The 17,291-nt window shown below is 69.2% G+C and carries 16 protein-coding genes; 8 read left to right on the top strand and 8 right to left on the bottom strand.

The window, feature by feature from the left end; genetic code table 11:
- Window position 1: 1 nt before the first annotated feature.
- Entirely contained in the window at window positions 2-694 is a 693-nt protein-coding gene (locus VF542_RS02810) for a TetR/AcrR family transcriptional regulator (protein ID WP_408650190.1), read from the bottom strand.
- Between the two features lie 186 nt (window positions 695-880).
- On the opposite strand from VF542_RS02810, the gene VF542_RS02805 reads away from it, so the two are divergent.
- The 4 genes from VF542_RS02805 (at window position 881) to VF542_RS02790 (ending at window position 5,487) form a co-directional block, all read left to right on the top strand.
- Complete coding sequence (locus VF542_RS02805) at window positions 881-1,849, top strand: NAD(P)-dependent alcohol dehydrogenase (protein WP_408650191.1); 969 nt, start codon at window positions 881-883, stop codon at window positions 1,847-1,849.
- 46 nt (window positions 1,850-1,895) lie between these two features.
- A complete protein-coding gene (locus VF542_RS02800; RefSeq protein WP_408650189.1) occupies window positions 1,896-2,828 on the top strand; it encodes an ABC transporter ATP-binding protein in 933 nt (310 codons plus the stop codon).
- A complete protein-coding gene (locus tag VF542_RS02795; RefSeq protein ID WP_408650188.1) occupies window positions 2,825-3,652 on the top strand; it encodes an ABC transporter permease in 828 nt (275 codons plus the stop codon). Before VF542_RS02800 ends, VF542_RS02795 begins: the two co-directional genes overlap by 4 nt.
- A 233-nt stretch (window positions 3,653-3,885) precedes the next feature.
- Entirely contained in the window at window positions 3,886-5,487 is a 1,602-nt protein-coding gene (locus VF542_RS02790) for a phospholipase D family protein (RefSeq protein WP_408650187.1), read from the top strand.
- A 58-nt stretch (window positions 5,488-5,545) separates the two neighbouring features.
- Here the strand turns inward: VF542_RS02790 and VF542_RS02785 are convergent, their stop codons facing one another.
- The 4 genes from VF542_RS02785 to VF542_RS02770 form a co-directional block, all read right to left on the bottom strand.
- Entirely contained in the window at window positions 5,546-6,484 is a 939-nt protein-coding gene (locus tag VF542_RS02785) for a hypothetical protein (protein ID WP_408650186.1), read from the bottom strand.
- A gap of 772 nt (window positions 6,485-7,256) precedes the next feature.
- Window positions 7,257-8,324, bottom strand: a complete 1,068-nt coding sequence (locus tag VF542_RS02780; RefSeq protein WP_408650185.1) for an ATP-grasp domain-containing protein — start codon at window positions 8,322-8,324, stop codon at window positions 7,257-7,259.
- A complete protein-coding gene (locus VF542_RS02775; protein ID WP_408650184.1) occupies window positions 8,321-9,082 on the bottom strand; it encodes a hypothetical protein in 762 nt (253 codons plus the stop codon). The genes VF542_RS02780 and VF542_RS02775 overlap by 4 nt, the downstream gene beginning before the upstream one ends.
- A 37-nt stretch (window positions 9,083-9,119) precedes the next feature.
- Complete coding sequence (locus VF542_RS02770; protein ID WP_408650183.1) at window positions 9,120-9,596, bottom strand: hypothetical protein; 477 nt, start codon at window positions 9,594-9,596, stop codon at window positions 9,120-9,122.
- A gap of 215 nt (window positions 9,597-9,811) precedes the next feature.
- Between VF542_RS02770 and VF542_RS02765 the strand changes: the two genes are divergently transcribed.
- From VF542_RS02765 to VF542_RS02750, 4 genes are read left to right on the top strand one after another with little or no spacing between them, the layout of a single operon-like run.
- On the top strand, window positions 9,812-10,141 hold the full coding sequence (locus VF542_RS02765) for a hypothetical protein (RefSeq protein WP_408650182.1): 330 nt from the start codon (window positions 9,812-9,814) through the stop codon (window positions 10,139-10,141).
- Window positions 10,142-10,158: 17 nt separating this feature from the next.
- On the top strand, window positions 10,159-12,153 hold the full coding sequence (locus VF542_RS02760; protein WP_408650181.1) for a S8 family serine peptidase: 1,995 nt from the start codon (window positions 10,159-10,161) through the stop codon (window positions 12,151-12,153).
- Window positions 12,150-13,502 carry a hypothetical protein gene (locus VF542_RS02755; protein ID WP_408650180.1) on the top strand — a complete coding sequence of 451 codons (1,353 nt, stop codon included), beginning with the start codon at window positions 12,150-12,152 and terminating at the stop codon, window positions 13,500-13,502. Before VF542_RS02760 ends, VF542_RS02755 begins: the two co-directional genes overlap by 4 nt.
- 2 nt (window positions 13,503-13,504) lie before the next feature.
- The gene (locus VF542_RS02750; RefSeq protein WP_408650179.1) at window positions 13,505-15,082 is read left to right on the top strand and encodes an acyl-CoA reductase; all 1,578 of its coding nucleotides are present in this window, start codon (window positions 13,505-13,507) and stop codon (window positions 15,080-15,082) included.
- Here VF542_RS02750 and VF542_RS02745 read toward each other — a convergent pair.
- The 3 genes from VF542_RS02745 to VF542_RS02735 all read right to left on the bottom strand — a co-directional run.
- The gene (locus VF542_RS02745) at window positions 15,063-15,884 is read right to left on the bottom strand and encodes an alpha/beta fold hydrolase (protein WP_408650178.1); all 822 of its coding nucleotides are present in this window, start codon (window positions 15,882-15,884) and stop codon (window positions 15,063-15,065) included. The two genes, VF542_RS02750 and VF542_RS02745, sit on opposite strands and share 20 nt — an antisense overlap.
- Window positions 15,881-16,828 (bottom strand): Rieske 2Fe-2S domain-containing protein, encoded by a 948-nt coding sequence (locus tag VF542_RS02740; protein WP_408650177.1) that lies wholly within the window; start codon window positions 16,826-16,828, stop codon window positions 15,881-15,883. The genes VF542_RS02745 and VF542_RS02740 overlap by 4 nt, the downstream gene beginning before the upstream one ends.
- A gap of 5 nt (window positions 16,829-16,833) precedes the next feature.
- Window positions 16,834-17,291 (bottom strand): FAD-dependent oxidoreductase (locus VF542_RS02735; protein ID WP_408650176.1); only part of this gene is annotated, 458 nt, incomplete at its 5' end.

Genomic DNA, 17,291 nt, shown 5'->3' with positions numbered 1-17,291 from the left:
CTCAGACCGATCCTCCGCTGCCGTTGCCCGGAAGCGACTCTGCAAGGGCGTCGAGGATCAAGTTGAGCCCGAAATCGAACTCAGCGCCGAAGTCGTAGCCGGGCCGCATGATGTGCTCGGTGGTGAACTCGACGAGGTGCGGGTAGTCATCGGCGGAGAACCGCTGCATCATCGAGCCGGCAAGGTCTGCGACGCTGTCGGGGCCGTGGATCGGCAGCGCGGTCTCCGACATCACGAAGCCGTACAGGTAGCTGTCGATCAGGGCGAAGGCGTGCGCTGTCTGCTCCACCGAGAAGCCGGCCCCGCGCAGGGTGCCGATGATCGCGTTGTGGTGTCGCAGCGTGGCCGGGCCGGCGTTGAGACGCGACTGCAGGAGCGCGGTCGCCCACGGGTGGCTCCTGAGCACCCGCCGGGCCGAGTCCGCTCGGCGGCGCATCTCCTTGCGCCAGTCGCCGCCGGCCTCCGGTAGTTCGAACTCGCTGAAGACGAGGTCGACGATGCCATCAAGAATCTCGTCCTTGTTGGCGACGTAGTGATACACCGACATCGGCTTGACGCCGAGCTCTTGGGCGAGCGAGCGGATCGTGAGGGCCGCGATGCCCCCCGCGTCGGCCACGGCGATCGCGCCCTGCAACACCCGGTCCCGACTGAGTTGACCCCGTCCGGTAGCACGGCCGTTCTGCACTGTCTTCACCGTCGCACTCCTGACCCTCACGGTTTCGTACTAAGTACTTTACAACCCTTACTAAGTACTATACAGTTCCGTACTTAGTAAGGCTGAACGGCCCACCGCCCGAGAGGAACCCCGGTCATGACAACTCCAGGCAAGCCCAGCACGGTCAGCGCCGACCCGAGCAGTCCAGCGCCGGCGCGCAACGCGATGCGAGCGATCGTCCAGGACAGCTACGGGCAGGCCGACGTCCTGCGGTTGGCACACCGCGCCCGCCCCGAGCCCGCCGCCCGGGAGGTGCTGCTGCGGGTGCACGCGGCCGGTCTTGACCGGGGCGCCTGGCACCTGATGACCGGGAAGCCGTACCTGCTCCGCCTCGGCTTCGGACTGCGCAGGCCGCGGAACCCGGTGCCCGGGCGAGAGGTCGCCGGCACCATCGTTGCCCTGGGCTCGGCGGTGACCGGGTTCGCCGTGGGTGATGAGGTGTTCGGGATCGGCCAAGGCAGCTTCGCCGAGTACGCCGTCGCCCGGCAGGACAAGCTCGCTCGCAAGCCGGCGAACATTACTTTCGAGCAGGCCGCGGTCTTCGCCGTCTCAGCGCTCACCGCTCTGCAGGCCCTGCGCGACGCCGGACGCCTCGAGTCGGGGCAGCAGGTGCTGATCGTCGGCGCCTCCGGGGGAGTCGGCAGCTACGCCGTGCAACTGGCCAAGGCCTTCGGGGCCACCGTCACCGGCGTGTGCGGCACCGCGAAGCTCGAGTTGGTGCGATCGCTCGGCGCCGACCATGTCCTGGACTACACCCGAGACGACTTCGCCGATGGCACCCGCCGCTACGACCTGATCCTCGACATCGCAGGCCGACCCGCGCTAGCACGGCTGCGTCGCGCGCTCACGCCCACCGGAACCGCGGTTCTCGTCGGCGGCGAGGGCGGCGGCGACCTGACCGGAGGCATGAACCGGCAGCTGCGGGCGCTGACCTGGTCGCCTCTTCTGCGGCAACGGCTGACGATGCTGCTCTGCAAGGAGCGCTCCACCGACCTCGAACGGCTGCGCGACCTCGTCGAGGCGGGCGCCGTCACCCCGAGCATCGACCGGAGCTACCCGCTGGAGCGAGTGCCCGAGGCCATGCGTCACCTGGCTGCCGGCGACGCCCGAGGAAAAGTCGCCATCACGATCTGAGCCCGCCGTCCCCAACCTCAATTCCTATGCAGTGGAAGGACATCAGATGATCGAGGTCGAGAACCTCAGCAAGCGTTACGGCGACAAACTGGCGGTGGATGGGCTGAGCTTCGTGGTTCACCCCGGGATCGTTACCGGCTTCCTCGGGCCGAACGGCGCCGGGAAGTCGACGACAATGCGGATGATCGCCGGGCTCGACGAGCCGACCGCCGGCCGGGTGATCGTTAATGGCACCGACTACCGGTCCGCCACAGCGCCGATGGCCGAACTCGGCGTGCTGCTGGAGGCCAGGGCAGTTCACACCGGCCGCTCAGCACGCAACCACCTGCTCGCGCTGGCGCAGACGAATGGCATCAGCCGGCAGCGCGTGGACGAGGTGATCGACATCGTCGGCCTGCACCAGGTCGCCCGGAAGCGGGTCGGCGGATTCTCCCTCGGCATGGGCCAGCGGTTGGGAGTGGCGTCAGCGTTGCTTGGCAACCCGAAGACCGTGGTCCTGGATGAGCCGGTGAACGGCCTGGACCCAGAGGGCGTGCTGTGGATGCGAACCATGCTCAAGGGCCTGGCTGCGGACGGGCACACCGTGCTCGTGTCATCGCACCTGTTGAGCGAGATGGCCCACACCGCCACCAGGTTGATCGTCGTCGGCCGCGGCCGCCTGATCGCAGACACCACCGTCGCCGAATTCGTCGCCAGCGCCTCGAACGATTCCGTCACCGTCCGCACGCCGGAGGCGGCTCGGCTGCGGGGTCTGCTGGCGGCGCCGGGCATCACCGTGACCAGCGAGCAGTCCGACGTCCTTCGGGTCGACGGTCTGACCGCCGAGCACATCGGCACCATCGCGTGGCAGGCGCACCTGCCGATATTCGAGCTGGCCGCCCAACAGGCCTCACTGGAAGAAGCGTTCATGACACTGACCCGCGACACCGTTGACTATCGCTCCCCCCATCTCGCCGACGCCACGGCGGTGGCGGCATGACCACCACGCCGGCGCACACCGCCCCGCTGGCCATGACCAGCCGCGGCGCCCCGCTGCGGGTGACCTACGCGCGGGTTCTTCTCTCGGAGTGGACCAAACTCCGCTCGCTGCGTTCGACGGCGTACACGCTGCTGGTCGCCGTCGGCCTTTCGATCGGTCTCGGCGTCCTGTTCGTGGCGATCACGGCCAACGAGCCCAGCGGCATCGCCCCCGGCGAGACCGCGGCTTCGACGAGTCTCACCGGTACCTTCTTCGCCCAGTTGGCCATCGGCGTGCTGGGAGTGCTGATGATCAGTGGTGAGTACAGCACCGGAATGATCCGCGCCTCACTGACTGCGGTCCCCAGACGGCTACCGATCCTGTGGGCCAAGCTGGCCGTGTTCGCCGCAGCGGTGTTCGCAACCATGCTGATCGCCAGCCTCGTGGCGTTCCTGATCGGCCAGGCGCTGCTGAGCGAGCGCGATCTGAACACCTCCCTGGCTGACCCGGCGGCGCTGCGTTCGGTCATCGGCGCCCCGATGTACCTGAGCGTCGCTGGCATGACAGGCCTGGCGTTGGGTGCGCTGCTGCGCAACGGCGCCGCCGCGATCTCCAGCTTCGTCGGGGTCTTCTTCGTGATCCCGCCGTTGACCCTGCTGCTGCCCACGTCGTTCTCCGATCACGTGGTGCAGTACCTGCCCTCCAATGCCGGCGCGATGCTGCTCGGTGGGCACTACGGGGTCAGCAATCCACTGGCACCGTGGACCGGATTCGCGGTGATGTGCTGCTACGCGGTGGTCCTGATCGGCTTGGCCGGCTGGCGGCTTCGCCGCGTGGACGCCTGAGTATCGCGCCCACGAGTGCCGGCCTGAGCATCAGGCCGGCTCTTCGGGTCAGAGCGGGCTGTGTCCTGGGCTGACTTGCTCGCCCGGCAACACGCCTTCGCCGGTGATGTCGAACTGGCGCAGGTACTGGTCGCAGGCGCCGCCTCGGGTCTTGAGCACGGTAAGCGCGCGTTGGGGGCACTACCCGGAGTTCCCCGTCAAGGCGGCTGGAGGAGTAACGGTTAGATGAGTGGATGAGCGCCGCCGATTGGTTCCTCAGCCCGTCCGAGCGGGGCAACCCGGCGACCGTGCTCGACAGCCGCCATGCCGGGGGTGGGGCGTGGACCCAGGGCAATGACGTCCGCCCGCTGGTGCACGGCGCGTCCTACTTCCCGGAGCTGGCGCGCTGCGTGCGGCTGATGCGAGCGGGTGACCTGCTGATGTTCACCGACTGGCGCGGAGATCCCGATGAACTCCTCGACGGTCCCGGCAGCGAGGTGTCCGAGGTGCTCTCGGATGCGGCTCGGCGCGGTGTGCTGGTGAAGGGACTGATCTGGCGTTCGCATCTGGATCGCCTCACGTTCAGCGAGCGGGAGAACCGGCATCTCGGCGAGAAGATCGAGGCCGCCGGCGGGGAATGCCTGCTCGATCAGCGGGTCCGCCCGGGCGGCTCGCATCACCAGAAGTTCGTCGTCCTGCGCCACCCCGGCCGCCCCGAGCTGGACGTCGCCTTCGTCGGAGGTATCGACCTGTGCCACAGCCGCCATGACGGGCCTGAGCATTCGGGCGATCCGCAGCCCCAACCGATGGCCAAGGTCTATGGCCCCACTCCGCCGTGGCACGACGTCCAGCTCGCGCTGCGCGGACCCGCTGTGGCGGACGTCGAGACGGTCTTCCGCGAGCGGTGGGAGGACGCCACGCCGTTGACGCGCAATCCCATCGACCTCATCGGCGAACTCCTGCGGCACGAGGACCGGACCCCGGGCCCACTTCCGGCCCGGTTGCCGGACCCGGCTCCGGCCGGGAGCAAGAACGTCCAGCTGCTGCGGACCTATCCCAAACGCCGCCGTGGCTATCCCTTCGCCCCGGACGGCGAACGCAGCGTCGCACGCGCCTATGGCAAGGTCATCAACCGGGCGCACAGCCTGATCTACGTCGAGGACCAGTACTTCTGGTCGACGGGCATCGTGAGCTATTTCGCCCAGGCGCTGCGCGCGGACCAGAACCTGCACCTGATCGCCGTCATACCACATCACCCCGATCAGGACGGCCGGTTCTCCCTGCCCCCCAATCTGGTCGGGCGGCGGCAGGCCCTGGAGGAGATTCGAGCCGCGGGCGGCGGCCGGGTCGCGGTCTACGGAATCGAGAATCACGCCGGAACCCCCGTCTACGTCCACGCGAAGGTGTGCGTCGTCGACGATGTGTGGGCCTCGGTCGGCTCCGACAACGTCAACCGGCGTTCCTGGACCCACGACTCGGAACTCTCCTGCGCGGTCATCGACGACGAGGCCGACCACCGCGAACCGCGGATCATCGACAGTTTCGGTGACGGTGCCCGCACCTTCGCCCGCGAGCTTCGACTGCAACTGGCGCGCGAACACCTCGACCGGGACGCTGATGACGACGCTGACCTGATCGACCCGATGACAGCCTTCCGCGCCTTCGCCGACAGCGCCGCCGAACTGCAGCGCTGGCACGCCGGCGGACGTAGCGGCCCGCGACCGGCCGGGCGGTTGCGGCCCTACCAGACACCGGTGCTGTCACGGCGCACCCGGGCCTGGGCCAATCCGGTATATCGCACCGTCTATGACCCGGACGGACGGCCCTTGCGGTTGCGTCGCAAGCACAGTTTCTGAATCCGCCAGGCCGGAGCTATTCGTTGCCGCACAACGGGTTGCTGGGTTACGGCCGTAGTCACCGATCGTCAGCTGGTGCTGGTTTCCTACCCGCGCTGCGAAGAGATCCCAACCTTGACAGGGCGTCGAACCAGAACGGCGCGCCGAAGGACACCGCGAACGCGGTCAGGATCCAGCCGAGGATCTTCAACGGAAGGTCCCACGCGCTGAGGGTGGCGTTCGGCGACCATGCCCAGCACCGAGACTGATAGCTGAGGAACCGGCAGCCGGACGGGTAGCCCAGCGGGAGGCCGCCGGCGTCGAGTTGTGCCAGTTCCTGCTTCGCGCAATCCGTACGAGCCTGGGCCGACGTCGCGCTCTGGCACAGGGCACCCGAGTCGGCGGCCGAGAGAACAGCCTGGCGGACGGGCGCGTCGACGTAGAGCGCATGAGCGACCTGGATCGTGTCGATGTTGATCAGCACGGCTGCGATCATCCCGACCACCCCGAGGACGACCCGGGACCACCGCTTGTACCACCCCGAGATGCGCGCCATCTGGTCGTCGTACCAGTTCTCCAGCGAGCTCTCGAACTTCTCGAGATCACCTGCGGACTGCGTGAGAAATGCTTGCAGAGTCGACCTCAGCTGGCCGTCGGGCAGGCTGTTGGCCGCTGCGGAGATCTGGGTGAGAACCGAGCGGCTCCCGGGCGGCACCCCGGGACCTCCCGCATTCGGCAACAGTGTGTCGATGATGGCCCGTGCGAATGTGGTGGAGGAGATGTATTGCGGGTTTCGGAGTTGCCCGGTCAGAACCTTGCGGGTTTGCAGGGACTTGATCAGCGGACTGTCGAACAGCGCGAGGGTGAACGTGTCGCTGCGGCGTGGTTCCAAACGGATTCCCTCGATGAACTCCTCGACGTCTTGTTTGGCTTGTCTCGTTTCATCGGGCAGCAGAGTCGCGTCGTGCAGCCCCTTCTTCGCCTTCTTATCCGTCTTCACTTCCGCTGTCGGCAGCACGGCCCTCAACGCTGCTACGGCCCTCGCTGCGGCGCCCTTCGAAGCGGGGGCCGCTGGCGGGTCTGCTCCTGGTGCCGCGTTCGCCCCTGCTGGCGCGTTCGCCCCTGCTGGCGCGTTCGCTACTGCTGGCGCGTTCGCTACTGCTGGCGCGTTCGCTACTGCTGGCGCGTTCGCTCCTGCTGGCGCGTTCGCTACTGCTGGCGCGTTCGCTCCTGCTGGCGCGTTCGCTCCTGCTGGCGCGTTCGCTACTGCTGGCGCGTTCGCTCCTGCCGGCGCGTTCGCCCCTGCCGCGTCCGCCCCTGGAGCGTTGGCCTCCGGCCCATCGAGCATCGCCCTGAGCCCGGTGAGTAGGTATCTGGCGCGTAGTTGCATGAAGTTGGACACGGCCTCCGTCACGCCGGAACACAGCAGTGACGTGAGGGCGAACAACATCACGAGGCCAACCGCGGTTCCCAGCGCAGCAGAACCCAGCATGCCTGCCCCCAGCACTAGCTAGACAAGCGGAAGCCGAAACTGTTCCGGTACAGGTATACACCCGGCGGTGCCAGGGCGTAAGCCGTTACCTCGCTCGCTCATTCGCCTGTGCGGGCCGAGCAATTCACGATCGAGCCAACGCCCGGCGCGAGCTGTCAGGGCCGGCGGCGAGTGAAGAACCAGGTGAACGCGAGCCGTAGCACGAGTGCCACGACGAAGGTGATCACCATTGTAACGATGAGGCGTGTGACGGCGCCTCGACCGAGAATCGCCCAGATGATGGCGTAGATGACCCCCGCTACGACGCCGGCACCGGCGGCGAAGAGCAGGTGGTTCGCCAGTCGCGTGTCGGGTCGTCCACGCCCGTCTGCCACGGGGACCTCCAGGGTTGTTGTGATTGCCGAGCACCAGGCATACCGGGATTCCGGAAGCCGAGCGGATGGGTCTGGGCACCGGTCCCGGACGCGAGTAGCCGCGCGACCGCGGTCGCCACCTCGCCGTCCACATCGAAGTACGCGAACGCGGGTGAGGGATTGATTTCGAAGCAGTACCACTCGCCGCTGGGCGTGAGGCGTAGGTCGATCCCGGAAACCACCAGCCGATGCGCCCGTGCCAGCTCCAAGCATCGCCGTTCCAGCGATTCGGGTATCCGGACGGGAACCACCGCGGGGGCAGCGGCACCCTCCGGGGGATAGCGGTAGTCCACGGCGTCGGAGTCGATACGGGTTGCATAGGCCCGCTGGCCCACGGTGTGCACGCGATAATCAGTACCAGGCACGTACGCCTGGAACTGCACCGGGCAGGTCTGGATGTCCGCCAGCTGGGCGACGTCGTAGGGCTCCAGGCAGCGCACCGTGCTGCGCACTCCGCTCGTGGACTTGAAGACCACCCGGCCCTGCTCGCGCCAGAACCTCTCCGCGGCGGCCGGGTCGTTGGTCATGACCGTTGCCGGGGTACGGAATCCGGCGCGCCTGACCAATCGGGCCTGGAACGGTTTGGACGCCCCGGCCGCCATGTGGCTGGGACGATTCACCACCAGCGCGTCCGCAACGTCGGCCCAGGCCCAGAGCAGTTGACTCAGCTGCGTCGCATGCTCACGCGCCGCGCCGGCGGATGGCCCGTCGTAGCTGAACGCCATGGGATCGTAGGGCCGGAAGTACGCGGCGGTCACGGCGGCGAGGTCGAAGACCTCATTGTCAGCGCACAGGTGGCCGCGCCACCGGCCCGCCTCGATGCCAAGCTCCACGTCGGGGTGCTGAGTCCGGCTTGCTTGGTCCAGTAGGAGCACGTCGGCATCCAGGTCTGCCAGCCGGTCCGCGACGGCGCGCCACGTGGACTCGGTGCCGAGCCCCCAGAGCACGATCACGGGTGAGCCGCTTGCGGTGGGAGCAATCGCTCGAGCAACAGATCCGCGATCGTGGGATCGTCGATGTCGACCCACGGTCGGGCCTGGAGGAAATGAGCGTCGACATCATCGCGGTCGAACCACACCGTCAGCGCCTCGACGCCTGCCGCGCGCGCGAGCTTCACAGCCTGTGAGCCTAGCTGAGCAGAAGCGGTACCCACATAGCGATTTCCCACCACCGTAACGGGAACGCGACGCCGCGCGGGTTCATCCGCTGACTGGCGAACGGCAGCTGGCTGGCTGGCAGTTGACCGGCGAACGGCAGCTGGCTGGCGAACGGCACCGGCGCTGCGCCAGAACGCCGGCCGGCACGCCAAGCCGAGTTCGGCGGCCACGATCGCCCAGGTGGGCTCGGCCCAATCGGTCCCGCTCAAGCAGGCGGGTGTCGGTCTGTTGACGACCGCGCACGGCAGGTCGGAGAGCCACCACGCCAGGAAGGCCGTCATCTCCGCGGCGCAGTAGCCGCGATCGGCAGGCGCGACATGTGACACATCGGTCGCGGACACCGACGGAATCCGAACGAGCGCCGCACTCACCTCTGATGCGCGGGCTGTTTCGCCGTTGGCCACCAGGGTTGGCGCCAACGGCGAAACATCTCCGGCCAGCCAGCCGTTGCGGGACAGATCTCGAGGTGTCAGAACTCGCGCATCATGCCTCGACCAACGGCTCGCCAGCCGACGCGCCGCCACGTCAGTGGCTCGCGCAACGACGAGAATCATCACGTAGCCCGCAGTGCAACGGCGGGCAGCCGCTGCCTCAGGAGGCGAAAGGTGATGTCTCCGTCGCCGCGCACGAACAGCACGGAGTGCAGCAGCAGCACGACCAGTTGTCGAAGATCGGTGCTTGCTCGGTGCCACCCGATGCCGCGTTGTCACGCGCCGCTTTCGCCGCATTCATCTTCACGTCGTAGAAGACGGCTTCCACGCTGTTCAGATCCTCGATCGTCAAGGACTTGACCTTCGGGTTGCTCGTCGCCACGCCGGAGAATTCGGCCGCGAGGTCGTTGAGGTCCTTGACCGTGAGATCCCCCGCCCGTGGCGTCGGGGTCACGGAGACGTTAGCGCTCTGGGCGAGCTCCCTGACCTGGCGCCTGAGCTGCCTGGTGAGGCTGGCGTCGCCCCCGCCGCTGCTGATGTCCGCGCGGCCGCCGAAGGGCCGAGCTGTGGTGTCGTCCGTCTGTGGCGCGCTCGTCGACTGCTGCGACACGAACGGATTGCCAGAGGAATCTGCCATGGACCTTACCTCCCCATGTAATTACTAGAGATTCTCCAGCATCGTGGGTAGCGCTGAGGGTTGTCAATACGTCTAGGCAGGTAGAACAGACCGGCTACCAGGACCCGGACAGCGTGCTCGCCGGACGAAATTGTGGACCGATCGACCCGGGCGGTCCTACCCTCGTCAGAGATCCCTCGAGCACCGCCTCGACGGGTGAAAGGTCCGGAGGCAGGGTGTCGACTTTCAGTGGTGCTTCCAGCGAAGCTTCGGGCGAGGGCGTTCCGATCACGGTGCTGTTCGATCCGAAGCTGATCCGCGCCTGGATCGACACCGGGGTGGCGCCGCCGGACCTGGTGAGCGCCGGGGATCTCGTTACTTCCCAGGATCTCCCGCTGTCGCCGGTACATCCCGGCACCACCGACCCGACTCTCGCTGCGGCGTTCACGGTGAACGTCCCGGACGAAGGTGTGGCAAACCGGCTGCTCAGCGAGCTGCAGTCGCATCGCGCCGTGGCGGCGGCGTACGTCAAGCCACCCGAGAGCCTGCCGTCCGAGCCGAGTTGATTCGCAAGGAGCCCCAGATGAGCGACCCCACGCCGACCCAGTCGAACGACAGCGCCGGTCCATGGCGGCTGGAGGACCAGCCCGAGCTCGTCGTCGTCGTATCGCCGGATGCGGTCCTGCCGGCAGCGACCGGCGCGGCGCGGGCGCAGCTGATGAGGGGCCTGCTCGCGCCGGATGCCCCGTCCCCGATCGCCGACCTGCTCAGTGAGGTCGGTGCCGACGTGAGCCTGCGCCCGGTGGCCGGCCGTCGGGCCACCGCGACCCTCATGGCCAGCGTCGACGACGACGCGGTCACCGCGCTCAGCAGCTACTTCGTCGTGCAAGGGGTCACAGCGGGACACGAGGAACTGGCGCAGCGGCTGCGAGAGATCGACTCGGTACACGGGGCCTACGTGAAGCCGCCTGCCGAATTACCCGTAGCACTCAACGACATGGCCCCGGCCGCGGACGACCCCCCCACGGAGTCGCCCGACTTCTCCGGGCGGCAGGGGTACCTGGAGGCGCCACCGGGGGGTGTCGGGGCGCTGTGGGCCCACGCCCAGCCCGGCGGCCGCGGCAAGGGCGTCAATGTCATCGACATCGAGGGCAGCTGGCGGTTGACGCACGAGGATCTGGTCGGGCATCTCGGTGGCCTCATGGGCGGAACACCGTCGGAGGATCTCGGATGGCGCAATCACGGCACCGCCGTAGTCGGGGTGATCGGCAGCGCTGCGAACCGCTTCGGCACCCTGGGCATCGCTCCCGAGGCATTCATCCGCACCATATCGATCTTCGGGGCGGGTTCCAGCTCGGCGGCGGCGATCCGCCAGGCCGCGGACGCCCTCTCGGCCGGCGACATCCTGCTCATCGAGCTGCAGCGGCGCGGCCCGATGGGAGGCATGTTCGGACAGGGCGGTTACATTGCCGTGGAGTGGTGGCCCGATGACTTCGACGCGATCGCGTACGCGGTCTCGCGCGGCGTCATCGTCGTCGAAGCCGCCGGCAACGGGTCCCAGAATCTCGACGACCCGACCTATGACACTCCTCAGACCGGTTTTCCGGCCGGCTGGAAGAACCCGTTGGGTGGCGGCCGTGACTCGGGCGCGGTGCTGGTGGGCGCCGGAGCCCCGCCACCCGGCGTCCATGGCACGTCATCGTGGGGACCGGACCGATCCCGTCTCGACTTCTCGAACTACGGCTCGCGGGTGGACGTCCAGGGTTGGGGACGCGAGGTCACCAGCTGCGGATACGGCGACCTCCAGGGCGGGACCGATCACGAGGACGCCTGGTACACCGACAAGTTCAGCGGGACGTCGAGCGCCTCCCCGATCGTCGTCGGCGCCCTCGCCTGCGCGCAGGGCATCCTCCGCGCGGCGGCCACCCCGCTCACCCCGGCGACCGCACGCCGTTTGCTGCGCGAAACCGGCAGCCCGCAGCAGGCCGGCTCGGGAGGGGACGTCTCGCAGAACATCGGCTCGCGGCCGGACATCGCGGCGCTCGTCCGGCGGGCCCGCGATACCTCCCACGGCGGGAAGCACGATAAGGAAGGCAAAGAGGGCAAAGAATCGAAAGAAGGCAAGGAGAATAAGGAGAATAAGGAGACCGAGGGTCCCGGACCGATCAAGTACCCGAAGCTCGAGAAGAACGAGTTCAAGGACGCGGTCGACAAGCACGGAGAGCACGGGCCGGCGGCCGACGATCCACCGCAGGACCCGACGCTGGAGGATCGCGTCGGGGCGCTCGAAGCCGAGGTGGAGCACTTACGGCATTTCATCTCCCCCGAGCTGCGTCCGGACCTGACCGGCGCCGCGCGTCAGGTCACGCACTCGTCGCCGGATAACCCCGGCGCAGGGCCAGCAGCCGACCCGTCGGCACAACCGGGCCAGGAGCCTGCCCAGGAATCGACCCCGACTCAGCCCAGGAAGAGCTCGGGGCGGACCGGTAAGGCGCAGGGATCAGCATCGCCGGCGAAGGCGGAACCGGCGAAGCGCACCTCTTCCGGGCGCTCGCGCGGGCGTGCGGAGGAGGCGTGACGGTTGATGCGCCGAGCCGGGAGATCGCCGGACTGTTGATCGCGTCGCGGCTGTGGGCCGAACGGCAGCCGGTGGACGACGAGCGGGTGCGGGCCGCCCGCGCGAACCTGCTGCTGGCCAACCACGCCCGGTATGCCGCGACGATTCCGGTCTATCGCCAGTTGCTTACCGACCTCCGTCTCGACGACGTCGCCGACATCCCGGCACTGGCGGCCGACCTGTTGATCAGCGTCGACCTGTTCAAGTCCTACGACGAGGCCTGGCTGGCGGACGGGAACTTCGCCGCCATGACGCGCTGGGTGTCGGAGGTGTCGACGCACGCCCCGGACCCGGACTTGCAGGGCGTGCGCACCGTGGCCGAGTGGCGCAACCGTTTGCGCGGCGAAGGAATCTACCTCGGCATCTCCAGCGGAAGCTCGGGACGGCTGTCCTTCGTGCCGCGCGACCGAGCCACCGCCGCGGCGCTGGCTACCAACGGGCGCTCGTACTCTCCGCTCATGTGGGGCGGCTACGCCTCGGCCGAGCCCGATTACGACCTGCTCCTGCTGACGCCACCCGGTCGCGCGCTCGGCATGCAGGCCGTCGCGACCGGGCTCGCCGCACAGGCCACCCGGTCGCACACGCTCATCCCCCCGGACCCGAACGAAGAACCGGCGCGCGACAGCGGCGCGGCGTTGACGGCGACCTTGGACTTCTTGCGGGCCGGCGCCGCGACGGGGCGCCGGTTGCTCATCTACGGCGGCCCGCCGGCAGTTGCCTGGTTCTGCACGCAGGCGCACGAGCGGGGCGAGGATGTCGCGCTGCCGCCCGACACGTTGCTCGTCACCGGCGGGGGCTGGAAGGGCGCCCGGGCGGATGACCCCGCCTCGTCCTCGCCGGCCGCACTGGGAGAGCTCATCGGCCGAAGTCTGGGAATCACGGCCGAACGCTGGGTCGACGTGTACGGCATGTCGGAGTGCAATGCGTACCTGCTGCGCTGCCAGTCGGGCCGGTACCACGTGCCACCCGTCCTCGAGATGTTCGTCGTGGACGACGATCTCACCCCGCTGTCCGGACCTGATGTCACCGGAACCATCGCATTGCTCGACCCCTTCGCGTTCTCCTACCCGGGCTTCCTGCTCACCGGTGACAGGGGCCGGCTGGTGACCGCGCCGTGCCCCTGCGGGTTGGCCGGCCCGGGCTTTCTCGACGGCATCACCCGAGCGCCCCAGCAGGAGCTCAAGGGATGTGCCGGAGCTGCCCTGTCGGCACTGCCCTTGTCGGCACTGCCCTTGTCGGCACTGCCCTTGTCGACACCGCCTTCGTCGGCACTGCCCTTGTCGACACCGCCTTCGTCAACACTGCCGTGAGCGTGCTGAGCAGTGTCGGCCAAGCGCAGCTCGCCGACGCCCTGCGACGGCTCGACGAGAACGGTCCCGCAGTGGTGCGCGCACCGGGGTTCGTCCGCGGCCTGCTGAGGTGGCCGGACGTTCCGCCCGCTCACGAGATCGAGGCCGCGAAGCTGGGTGGCCCACCGCCGTGGCGGGTCGGCGACACGTACCTGGTTCCGGCACACGCCGGGCCGGAGGCGCCTGTCGTGGCGCTGCCCTACGCCGCCGTGGCGAGCCAGCTCGTCGAGCCGGACACCGGGCATCTGGCCCGGTGCCTGTACGCGACGCCGGTCCAAGACGTGTGGAACGCCTTGGGCGAGCTCGGAGAACTGTTGGACCCGCAGGGCGCCATCGTCGCCACCGTGACCCGCATGACCAGGCGGCTGGGCATTGCCGCGGTTCCGGGCGCCGACATCCTCTGGCGGATGCTGGCCTCGGTGTTCGAGCCCGAATCGGCGGCCGCGGCTGTCGATGCCGAGCTGGGTCACGGCGCCAGACCGGGCCGGGCGTACCTCGATAACTGGGTGCCCGTCGACGGCGACGTGCGGGCCGGGGCGACGGCACGACTGGCCCAAGCGGTCTTCGCCCGGCCCGTGACGCCGGTGGGCGCGGGTGCCGGCTGCCGGGCGGTCCCGACCCGCCAGTTGCACATCACGCCGACCAATACGCCGCTGGCCTGGGTGGCATCGCTGGTACGCGGCCTCACGGTCAAGGGAAGCTGCCTGGTCAAGGTTCCAGCCGAATACTGGCCACTGGCGACCGCTGTCGCGCTCGCGCTGTCCGCCCTCGGTCCGCACCACCCACTCGCCTCGCACACCTCGCTCGGCTACTGGCGGGGCGGAGACCGGGCAGTCGAGGACGTCCTGCTGGCACCGGACGCCTTCGACCGCGTCGTCGTGTGGGGCGGTGGGCAGGCGATAGCCGACGTGAGATCCCGGACGAGCATCCGCACCGTGCTGTTCGAGCCGCGTGCCGGAGTGACGCTGCTGGGCAGGGGGTCCTTCGGCGACGACGTCGACTCCGTCGCCGAGCGTGCCGCCGTGGACAGCCTGGTCGAGGACCAGGCGGCCTGCACGTCCTCCCTGGTGCACTACGTCGAAGCCGACGAGGCAGCAGCCGTCCGGTACTGCGGCGCGTTGCAGCGGGCGCTCGCCCGCTGGGATGCGGCACTGCCTCCCCGCCCGGCCGGTCGAGCACTGCTCCGGCTACGCCGCGGCGCACTGATCCGAGCGCAGTGGTTCGTCAACGGCGACTGGCCGGCGGTGACCTCGGCAGTCGCGCTGGTGCCGCACCGCTTCGATCTCGGGGGGCACCCCGGCGGTCGTTGCGTGGTCGTCCGCCGCGTCGAGGACCTGTCCGAGGCCGTCGAGATGCTCGATCGCGGGGTGTCGGCCGTCGGCGTCCATCCTGAGCAGCGGTGGCGCGAGCTGAGGGACCAGCTGGCCGCTCGCGGTGTCACCACGGTGACGCCAGTGGGCCAGACGGAGCGGCGGTGGCCCGGCATGCCGCACGACGGCATGCGGATACTCTCCGAACTGGTCAGCTGGACGGTCTGCTGACTGTGTCGCGAGCGGTCGCGAAGTGCTCGTGCAGGCGTGCCGCGCACACCACGGGTGCCTCCAGCAGGCAGAGATGCCCCGCGGCCGGTACCTCGACGACCGAAGCCCGGCGCAGGTCACGCTGGAGGAGCGCGGCACTGGCCCGGAAGGCTGGCATGTCGTCCTCGCCGATCAACACCAGGGTGTCGGCCGTGATCCGCCGCAGGTCCTCGGGCGCCTGCACATCGGTGGTCAAGGACCGCATGGCGCCGCTGGCAAGCTCGCGCCAGCCGTGCCGGCCCACCAGCAGCTCCAGCTGTTCCCACAACCGCGGGTGAGCGCGCGCGCCGGTGAAGATGTGCGGCGGCGAGGACATCCACAGCTGCCTCATGTGTGGGCCCGGCCCGAATTCGCGGTACAGCTCACCGAGCTGGCCGTAGCGCACCTCGGCCGCGGCGTCGACCGGGCCGCCGGCGATCGCGGGAGCGGCCAGGGTCAGCGTCAGGAATTGCGACGGCGCCGCGATCGCCGCCTGCAGGGCCACCATGCTGCCGAAGGACAGCCCGACGAGATGGCCGATGCCCCAGTTCCGCGCGATTGCCGCGATCTCGGCACCGAGCGTGCTCAGGCGCTCGTCGGGCGCCAGCGGGCGCGAACGTCCGTGGCCGGGAAGGTCGACGCCGAGGTGGCGCCACCCGGGCAGCGAGCTCCACAGCGGTTCCCAGACGGTCGAATCGAGCGTGTACCCGTGGACCCACAGCACCCCGGGCCCGTCACCGCCGGAGTCGAGGACGGCCAGACCGCCGGCCTGCAGGACGTTCACGGCGGGTCCGGGGTTGCCCGGGCCAGGGTGAGCGGCGGCACCCCGAAACCCTCGCAGAAGCGGCGGAATCTCACGACCGCGTGGTCGCGCTCGTCGAATCGGTGCGGCGCGTCGGGGACGAGACGTTCCCAGATCACCATGTCCTGCTCGAAGGCCGTCCGGCTGTCGCGCAGCAGTCCGTGGGCAGCGCCACTGTCCAGGGCAGCGCCGTCGGCGCCGCGGGGCACCAGCGCGGCGACCCGGATGACGCATCCCGTCGGCGTGGGTGTGGCACCGGTCAGCACGGCGTACCGGTGGCGTCCGGAGATCAGCTCGGTCATGACGAGCGTCGGGCTAAACACGTGCGCCACAACCCGGGTGCGGACCAGCTGGCCGTCTCCGCCGCCCTCCTGCCAGAGATTGGGCAAGCGGTTGGCCAACTCTCCTTCGACCAGCAGCTCTCCCCCGCTGCCGGCCTCGACCCTGAGCTGCGGAGTGGTCGAGACGCTGTGTACCGCTCGGAAGTGCTCGGCGTCGAAGACGTTCTCGATCACGTACTCCGGAGCCACCCGCGCGGGCAACACGAAGCCGGGTACCAGAGTGTGCGTCTGGACGAGCTCGGACAGCGTGTGCCGCAGGCCGTGCTCGTGAGCCTCGTCGAACAGGACGAGCACCGCCGCACCGACGACACAGGTCGGGTACTCGCGCACCTGATAGGACTGCCGGCTATCGCACCCGACACCGACCAGGCGTCCGTGGAACGGGCAGCGCAACACGCCGTCACCGACGAGCTCTCCGCCGTAGCCGAGGTTGGCGCCTCGATGCGGGCAGGTCGCGTCCGCCACCCGCACCCGGCCGTCCTGGCGGAGGATGACGAGCGGGCGATCCGCGACCGTGATCGGCGTGACGTCGTTCTCCAGCTCGCCGGTGAAGGCGAGCAGGCACCAGCCGGCCCGGTCCAGCATCGTCCCTAGCATTGCCGGGCCAGTTCCAGGAATTCGGCGGCGGCCCGCCGGCCGCTGTCCAGCGCACCGTGCACCATTCCCGCGCCGTTCGGGCCGGCGGTGGCCTCCCCGGCGAAGAACAGGGTGGACCCAACGGGCGCGGCCCAGTCCCGGGTCGCCGCGGCGGAGCCGAGCGCCGGGTAGGTGTACGCGCCGAGCGACCACGGGTCCGCTCCCCAGTCCGCGCTCTGGACCTCGGCCACCGTAGCGTCCCAGCCCGCTCTCGACGCTCCGTCGGCGTACCAGGGCAGCAGCTCGCGCAGTAACCGGTCCAGGGCTTGCGGGGCGGCCAGGGCGGCCCGCAAGGTGGCCGCGGCGCGGCCCTTGGCGACGCCGTGCAGCAGGTAGGAACCGGCCGTCGACATCCAGAGCCCAGCGGGTGGATCCACTGCCAGCACGTGCACCGTGCGCGGGGACGGGACGC

This window comes from Jatrophihabitans sp., assembly GCF_036389215.1.
GTDB lineage: Bacteria > Actinomycetota > Actinomycetes > Mycobacteriales > Jatrophihabitantaceae > Jatrophihabitans_A.
Note: the sequence above shows the minus strand (reverse complement) of the source record. Positions and strands in the feature narration are given on the sequence as shown.

What these genes read in the sequence shown, in the direction of transcription:
- VF542_RS02805 (WP_408650191.1), top strand. Translation starts at nt 881, where the DNA reads ATGCGAGCGATCGTCCAGGACAGCTACGGGCAGGCCGACGTCCTGCGG.
- VF542_RS02800 (WP_408650189.1), top strand. Translation starts at nt 1,896, where the DNA reads ATGATCGAGGTCGAGAACCTCAGCAAGCGTTACGGCGACAAACTGGCG.
- VF542_RS02795 (WP_408650188.1), top strand. Translation starts at nt 2,825, where the DNA reads ATGACCACCACGCCGGCGCACACCGCCCCGCTGGCCATGACCAGCCGC.
- VF542_RS02790 (WP_408650187.1), top strand. Translation starts at nt 3,886, where the DNA reads ATGAGCGCCGCCGATTGGTTCCTCAGCCCGTCCGAGCGGGGCAACCCG.
- VF542_RS02775 (WP_408650184.1), bottom strand. Translation starts at nt 9,082, where the DNA reads ATGATTCTCGTCGTTGCGCGAGCCACTGACGTGGCGGCGCGTCGGCTG.
- VF542_RS02770 (WP_408650183.1), bottom strand. Translation starts at nt 9,596, where the DNA reads ATGGCAGATTCCTCTGGCAATCCGTTCGTGTCGCAGCAGTCGACGAGC.
- VF542_RS02760 (WP_408650181.1), top strand. Translation starts at nt 10,159, where the DNA reads ATGAGCGACCCCACGCCGACCCAGTCGAACGACAGCGCCGGTCCATGG.
- VF542_RS02740 (WP_408650177.1), bottom strand. Translation starts at nt 16,828, where the DNA reads ATGCTGGACCGGGCCGGCTGGTGCCTGCTCGCCTTCACCGGCGAGCTG.